The sequence below is a fragment of the Phenylobacterium sp. genome (genome assembly GCF_036402295.1).
Taxonomy (GTDB): domain Bacteria; phylum Pseudomonadota; class Alphaproteobacteria; order Caulobacterales; family Caulobacteraceae; genus Phenylobacterium.
Map to the genome: position 1 here is coordinate 1 of NZ_DASWTE010000342.1, position 6,511 is coordinate 6,511.

General features: G+C 71.8%; 5 protein-coding genes. All 5 read left to right on the forward strand.

Annotated features, from left to right (window positions below):
• The coding region (locus tag VGD44_RS20185) for an MFS transporter (RefSeq protein WP_331090175.1) at positions 1-604 on the forward strand (604 nt) is incomplete at its 5' end.
• Positions 605-617: 13 nt separating this feature from the next.
• Positions 618-3,068, forward strand: a complete 2,451-nt coding sequence (gene nirB / locus VGD44_RS20190; RefSeq protein ID WP_331090176.1) for a nitrite reductase large subunit NirB — start codon at positions 618-620, stop codon at positions 3,066-3,068.
• Positions 3,065-3,403, forward strand: a complete 339-nt coding sequence (nirD, locus tag VGD44_RS20195) for a nitrite reductase small subunit NirD (protein ID WP_331090177.1) — start codon at positions 3,065-3,067, stop codon at positions 3,401-3,403. The genes nirB and nirD overlap by 4 nt, the downstream gene beginning before the upstream one ends.
• Positions 3,404-3,410: 7 nt before the next feature.
• Positions 3,411-6,053 carry a molybdopterin-dependent oxidoreductase gene (locus VGD44_RS20200; protein ID WP_331090178.1) on the forward strand — a complete coding sequence of 881 codons (2,643 nt, stop codon included), beginning with the start codon at positions 3,411-3,413 and terminating at the stop codon, positions 6,051-6,053.
• Positions 6,043-6,511: uroporphyrinogen-III C-methyltransferase (cobA, locus tag VGD44_RS20205; protein ID WP_331090179.1), on the forward strand; the 469-nt coding region annotated here is incomplete at its 3' end. The genes VGD44_RS20200 and cobA, both read left to right, overlap by 11 nt.

The following is a 6,511-nucleotide window of genomic DNA, read 5'->3' on the forward strand; positions in this document are numbered from 1 at the left end:
CGGCACCCGTGACGCCTGGTGGCTGATGGGCCTCTACGCGGTCACCTTCGGCGGCTTCGTGGGCCTGTCGTCCTCGCTCACCATCTACTTCAACGCGGAGTACGGCCTGCCCGCCGTCACCGCCGGCTTCTTCACCGCCGCCTGCGTGTTCGCGGGTTCGTTCGTCCGTCCGGTGGGCGGGGCCATCGCCGACCGCATCGGCGGCGTGCGCACGCTTTCGGTCGTCTACGTCCTGGCGGCCCTCGGCATCGCGCTCGCCAGCTTCCATCACGCCAATGTCTGGGTCGCCCTGGGCCTGATGATGTTCACGATGATGGCGCTGGGCGCCGGCAACGGGGCGGTCTTCCAGCTCGCGCCGCAGCGCTTCGGCAAGGAAATCGGCGTGGTCACCGGCCTGGTGGGCGCGACCGGCGGTATCGGCGGCTTCTACCTCGCCTCCAGTCTCGGCTGGGCCAAGCAGGTGACGGGCTCGTACCAGTGGGGCCTGCTCGCCTTCGGCGCCCTGGCCCTCCTGGCCCTCCTCGGCCTCACCGGGGTCAAGGCCCGCTGGCGCAAGACCTGGCCCGAGCTGGCCGGCGCGACCGCTTCCGCCCTGCGTCTCTAGGGAACCCCAGTCGATGAAGGAAAAGCTTGTCGTCGTCGGCAACGGGATGGCCGGGTGCCGGGCCGTCCAGGAGGTGCTGAAGCGCGATCCCGGACGCTACGAGATCACCATCTTCGGCGCTGAGCCCCGGGTGAACTACGACCGGATCATGCTGTCGCCGGTGCTGGCGGGCGAGAAGTCGTTCGCCGACATCGTGATCAACGACGAGGCCTGGTACGCCGACAACGGCATCACTCTCCACGCCGGCGTCACCGTCGAGGCGGTCGACCGTGAGGCGAAGGTGGTCCGCGGCGCGGGCGGGGTCGAGGCGGCTTACGACAAGCTGATCCTGGCGGTGGGCTCGGACCCGATCCGGCTGCCGCTGCCGGGCGCGGACCTCGCCGGCGTCGTCACCTTCCGCGACCTCGACGACGTCGACGCCATGATCACGGCGGCGAAGCCGGGCGCCAAGGCGGTGGTGATCGGCGGCGGCCTCCTCGGCATCGAGGCGGCCTACGGCCTCTCCAAGCGCGGCATGACCTCCACGGTCGTCCACCTGATGGACGTCCTGATGGAGCGGCAGCTCGACGCCTCGGCGGGCTTCCTGCTCACCGAGGCCCTGTCGGCCAAGGGCGTCGACACGATCCTCGAGGCCCAGTCGGAAGAGATCCTGGGGACGGACGGGCGTGCAACTGGCCTCCGTCTCAAGGACGGCCGGGTGCTTCCCTGCGATCTCCTGGTGATGGCGGTGGGCATCCGGCCGAACGCGGCCCTGGCCAAGGCGGCGGGCCTGGAGGTGAATCGCGGCGTGGTCGTCGACGACACCCTGCGCACCTCGGACCCGGCCATCTACGCCATCGGCGAGTGCGTCGAGCATCGTGGCCAGTGCTATGGCCTGGTGGCGCCGATCTGGGAGATGTGCCGCACCCTCGGCGAGGCGCTGACCGACGGCGCCTCGGCCTACGAGGGCTCCAGCCTCTCGACGCGGCTGAAGGTGTCGGGTGTCGACGTGTTCTCGGCCGGCAAGCACCTGGGCGGGCCGGGGTGCGAGGACATCGTGTTCCGCGACGCCGGCCGCGGCGTCTACAAGCGCATCGTGCTGGAAGACAACAAGGTCGCCGGCGCGGTGCTGTTCGGCGATGCGGCCGACGGCGGCTGGTACTTCGACCTGATGAAGTCCGGCGAGAACGTTGGGGACTTCCGCGAGACCCTGGTGTTCGGCCAGGCGGCGACGGAGGGCCTTCGAGGGCTGGACCCTAGCGCCGCCGTTGCCGCCATGGCCGACACGGCCGAGGTCTGCGGCTGCAACGGCGTGTGCAAGGGTGAGATCACCTCGGCGATCGCGGACCAGAACCTGACCACGCTGGACAGCGTGCGGGCGGTGACCAAGGCCTCGGCCTCCTGCGGCACCTGCACGCCTCTGGTCGAGAAGATCCTGAAGCTGTCGCTGGGCGACGCCTTCCAGGCACAGACCGGCCCGAAGCCCGTCTGCGGCTGCACCCACCACGGCCACGACGAGGTCCGCCGGCGCATCCTCGCTGCCGAGCTGAAGTCGTTCCCTGCGGTCATGCAGGCGCTGGAGTGGACCACGCCCGACGGCTGCTCGTCGTGCCGCCCGGCGCTCAACTACTACCTGATCTGCGCGTGGCCCGGCGACTACCGCGACGACAAGCAGTCCCGTTTCATCAACGAGCGCGCCCACGCCAACATCCAGAAGGACGGCACCTATTCCGTCGTCCCGCGCATGTGGGGCGGCGTGACATCGGCAGACGAGCTCCGCGCCATCGCCGACGTGGTCGACAAGTTCGACATCCCCACTGTGAAGGTCACCGGCGGCCAGCGCATCGACCTCCTGGGCGTCAAGAAGGACGACCTGCCGGCGGTCTGGAAGGACCTCAACGCCGCCGGCCTGGTGTCGGGCCACGCCTACGCCAAGGGCCTGCGCACGGTGAAGACCTGCGTGGGCTCGGAGTGGTGCCGGTTCGGGACGCAGGACTCCACCGGCCTGGGCGTGCGGCTCGAGAAGTTCATGTGGGGCTCGTGGTCGCCGGCCAAGGTGAAGCTGGGCGTCTCGGGCTGCCCGCGGAACTGCGCCGAGGCCACCTGCAAGGACATCGGCGTGATCTGCGTCGATAGCGGCTACGAGATCCATGCCGGCGGCGCGGCCGGCCTGCACATCAAGGGCACGGAGATCGTCACCAAGGTGGCGACCCAGGACGAGGCCGTCTGGGCCATCTGCGCGATCATGCAGATGTACCGCGAGAACGGCTGGTACCTGGAGCGCATCTACAAGTGGATGGACCGGGTCGGCCTCGACACGATCAAGGCCGCGATCGAGGACCCCGAGACCCGCAAGGGCCTCTACGACCGCTTCTCCTACTCGCAGCGCTTCTACCGCATCGACCCGTGGGCCGAGCGCGTGGCCGGCCGCGACCACGACGAATTCAACCCGCTCAGCCGTCGCATGGAGTTCGAACCGGCATGAACGCCCTCGTCCGTGATCCCCTTCTGTGGACCGACGTGGGCGCGGTCACCGACGTGCCGGTCCGCGGCGCCCGGCGCGTGCCGACGCCCGACGGCGACGTGGCGATCTTCCGCACCGGCGACGGCCGCGTCTTCGCGCTGAGGGACAAGTGCCCGCACAAGGGCGGCCCGCTGAGCCAGGGCATCGTCCACGGCCACGCGGTGGCCTGCCCGCTGCACAACTGGTCCATCGACCTGGCCTCCGGCGAACCCATGGGCGCCGACCGCGGCAAGGGCTGCGCCCCGGTCGTGCCGCTGGAAGTCCGCGACGGCCGCCTGTTCCTGGGGCGGATCTGAGCCTGCGATGACCCGCACGGCGTGCCCTTACTGTGGCGTGGGCTGCGGCGTCTCCGCCGAGCCCGAGGGGCGCAGGCTCACCGTGCAGGGCGACGCCGAGCATCCGGCGAACTTCGGGCGGCTCTGCTCCAAGGGCTCCGCACTCGGCTCGACGGTCGGCCTTGAAGGCCGCCTCCTTGCGCCGATGATCGGCGAGCGGCGGGTGACCTGGCCCGAGGCCACCAATCTCGTCGCCAAGCGCTTCAAGGACACCATCGCCCGGCATGGCCCGGACTCGGTGGCCTTCTACGTCTCGGGCCAGCTGCTGACCGAGGACTACTACGCCGCCAACAAGCTGATGAAGGGCTTCATCGGCTCGGGAAACATCGACACCAACTCGCGGCTCTGCATGGCCTCGGCGGTGGTGGCGCACAAGCTGGCGTTCGGCGCCGACCTGGTGCCCGGCTGCTACGAGGACCTGGAGCTGGCCGACCTGGTGGTGTTCTCGGGCCACAACGCCGCCTGGACGCACCCGGTGCTCTACCGCCGCATGGAGGCCGCGCGCGCCCGCGGCCAGTGGCACGTCGTGATAGACCCGCGCCGCACGGACACCGCCGATGGCGCCGACCTGCACCTGGCGTTGGCGCCGCAGATGGACGTCCGGCTGTGGAACGGCCTGCTGGCCGACCTCATCCGGCGCGGCGCGGTCGACCGCGGCTATGTCGCGGCGCACGTCGCGGGTTTTGGCGACGTCGAGGCCGAGCTCTCCCAGGCCGACCAGTCGCCGGCCGCCGTGGCGGCCGACTGCGGCGTGCCGCTGGCCGACCTGGAACGCTTCTTCCGCCTGTTCGCCGAAACGCCCCGGACGGTCAGCCTGTTCTCTATGGGCGCCAACCAGTCGGCGCAGGGCGTGGCCAAGGGCTCGGCGATCCTGAACGTCCACCTGGCCACCGGCCGGATCGGCAAGCCCGGCGCCTGCCCGTTCTCGATCACCGGCCAGCCCAACGCCATGGGCGGGCGCGAGACCGGCGGCATGGCCACGACGCTGGCCGGCCATATGGACTTCGACGACGAGGCCCGCGCCCGCGTCGGCCGCTTCTGGGGCGCGCCCCGGATGACCCAGGGGCCAGGTCTGAAGGCCGTCGACATGTTCGACGCCGTGCTGGACGGCAAGGTCAAGGCGATCTGGGTGATGGCCACCAATCCGGTCGTCAGCCTGCCCAACGCCGGCCGCGTCCGCGAGGCGCTGAAGGCCTGTCCGTTCGTGGTGGTCTCGGACTGCATGGCCGAGACCGACACGGCGAAGTACGCCCACGTCCGACTGCCCGCGCTGGCGTGGGGCGAGAAGGACGGCACGGTCACCAACTCCGAGCGACGGATCAGCCGCCAGCGCCGCCTGTTCGCCCCGCCCGGCGAGGCGCGCGCCGACTGGCGGATCGTCGCGGACGTGGCGACCGGAATGGGCTTCGGCGACGGTTTCGGCTGGCGCATGCCGGCCCAGGTGTTCCGCGAGTGGGCGCGCCTCACGGCCTACGAGAACACCAGCCGTTTCCTGAACCTTGGCCCGCTCACCGGGATCACGCCCGAGGCCTACGAGGACCTGGAGCCGGTGCAGTGGCCGGTGACCGCGGCCGGCGGCACGGCGCGGCTCTTCACCGACGGCCGCTACCAGACCCCCGACGGCAAGGCCCGCATGGTTCCGGTCGCCGCACGCGGACCGGCCGAGGCCGTGAACGGCGCCTTCCCGTTCGCGCTGAACACCGGCCGCATCCGCGACCACTGGCACACCATGACCCGCACGGGCCTGGCGCCCGAGCTCTGCCGCCACGCGCCGGAGCCTTACGTCGAGATCCACCCCGCCGACGCCGGGCCGCTCGGCATCGCGGAGGGGACGCTGACCCGCGTGCAGACGGCCCACGGCGAGGCCGTCGCCGTGGCCCGGGTCAGCGACCGCCAGCGGCCGGGCTCGGTATTCCTGCCGATGCACTGGACCGAGGCGTATGCGCCGTCCGGCCGGGCGAACCCGCTGGTGGCGCCCAAGGTGGACCCGCGCTCGGGCCAGCCCGAGTTCAAGCACACGCCCGCCCGCGTGCGCGCGTACCGCGAGACCTGGCGCGGCTTCCTCCTGGCGCGCGAGGCGTGGAAGCCACCCGCCGGCGCCGACCTCGTCTGGCGCCGCACGCCCCAGGCCGCCTGCCAGCTGCACGAATTCGCCGGCCGCGGCGACGAGCGCGAGCGGGCGGCGGTGCAGAAAGCCCTGACAAGGAAATCCGGCGACGTGCTGCGCTTCGACGACCCGGCGACGGGCTCGTTGCGCGAGGCCTGGATCGACGGCGACCGGCTGGACCGCGTGATCTTCTTCACCATCGGCGGCCGCCTGCCGCCCCGCGACTGGCTGGCCGAGCTGTTCGAGGCGTCGGCCCTCACCGCCGCCGACCGCACGGCGCTGCTGATCGGCCGCCCGCCCGGCCGCGCCGTGGAGACCGGGCCCACCGTCTGTGCCTGCCGCAATGTCCGCACGCCCCGCATCGAGGCGGCCATCGCCCAGGGCTGCGCCACGCTCGACGCTATCGGCGAGGCCACGGGCGCAGGGACCAGCTGCGGCTCGTGCCGCCCCGAGATCGCCCGCCTGCTGGCCGCCGCCAAGGGAGACGTCCGCCATGCCGCCTGAACCCGGCCGCCCTAAAGAGGGCAAGGTCCGGCTCGTCGGCGCCGGCCCCGGCGCCGCCGACCTGCTGACCATCCGCGCACTGCGGGCGATCGAAGGCGCCCAGGCGCTGCTGTACGATGCCCTGGTCGCCGACGAGGTGATCGCGCTCGCGCCCGCCGCCTGCCTAAAGATCCAGACCGGCAAGCGCGCCGGCCGGCCCAGCCTCCGCCAGGAGACCATCAACCGCCTGATGCTGCGCCTGGCCCGCCGCGGCTTGAACGTGGTGCGGCTCAAGGGCGGCGACCCGTCGATCTTCGGCCGGGTGGGCGAGGAGGCCACCTTCCTGCACGCCCACGGCATCGCCACCGAGGTGGTGCCCGGCGTCACCGCCGCGAGCGCCGCGGCGGCCCAGTTCGGCTTCCCGCTCACCCACCGCGGCGAGGCGCGCCGCCTGCTGGTCGCCACGGCCACCACCAAGG

Excerpts from the sequence above, each read along its gene's own strand:
- nirB (WP_331090176.1), top strand. The coding sequence starts at position 618 with ATGAAGGAAAAGCTTGTCGTCGTCGGCAACGGGATGGCCGGGTGCCGG.
- VGD44_RS20200 (WP_331090178.1), top strand. The coding sequence starts at position 3,411 with ATGACCCGCACGGCGTGCCCTTACTGTGGCGTGGGCTGCGGCGTCTCC.
- nirD (WP_331090177.1), top strand. The coding sequence starts at position 3,065 with ATGAACGCCCTCGTCCGTGATCCCCTTCTGTGGACCGACGTGGGCGCG.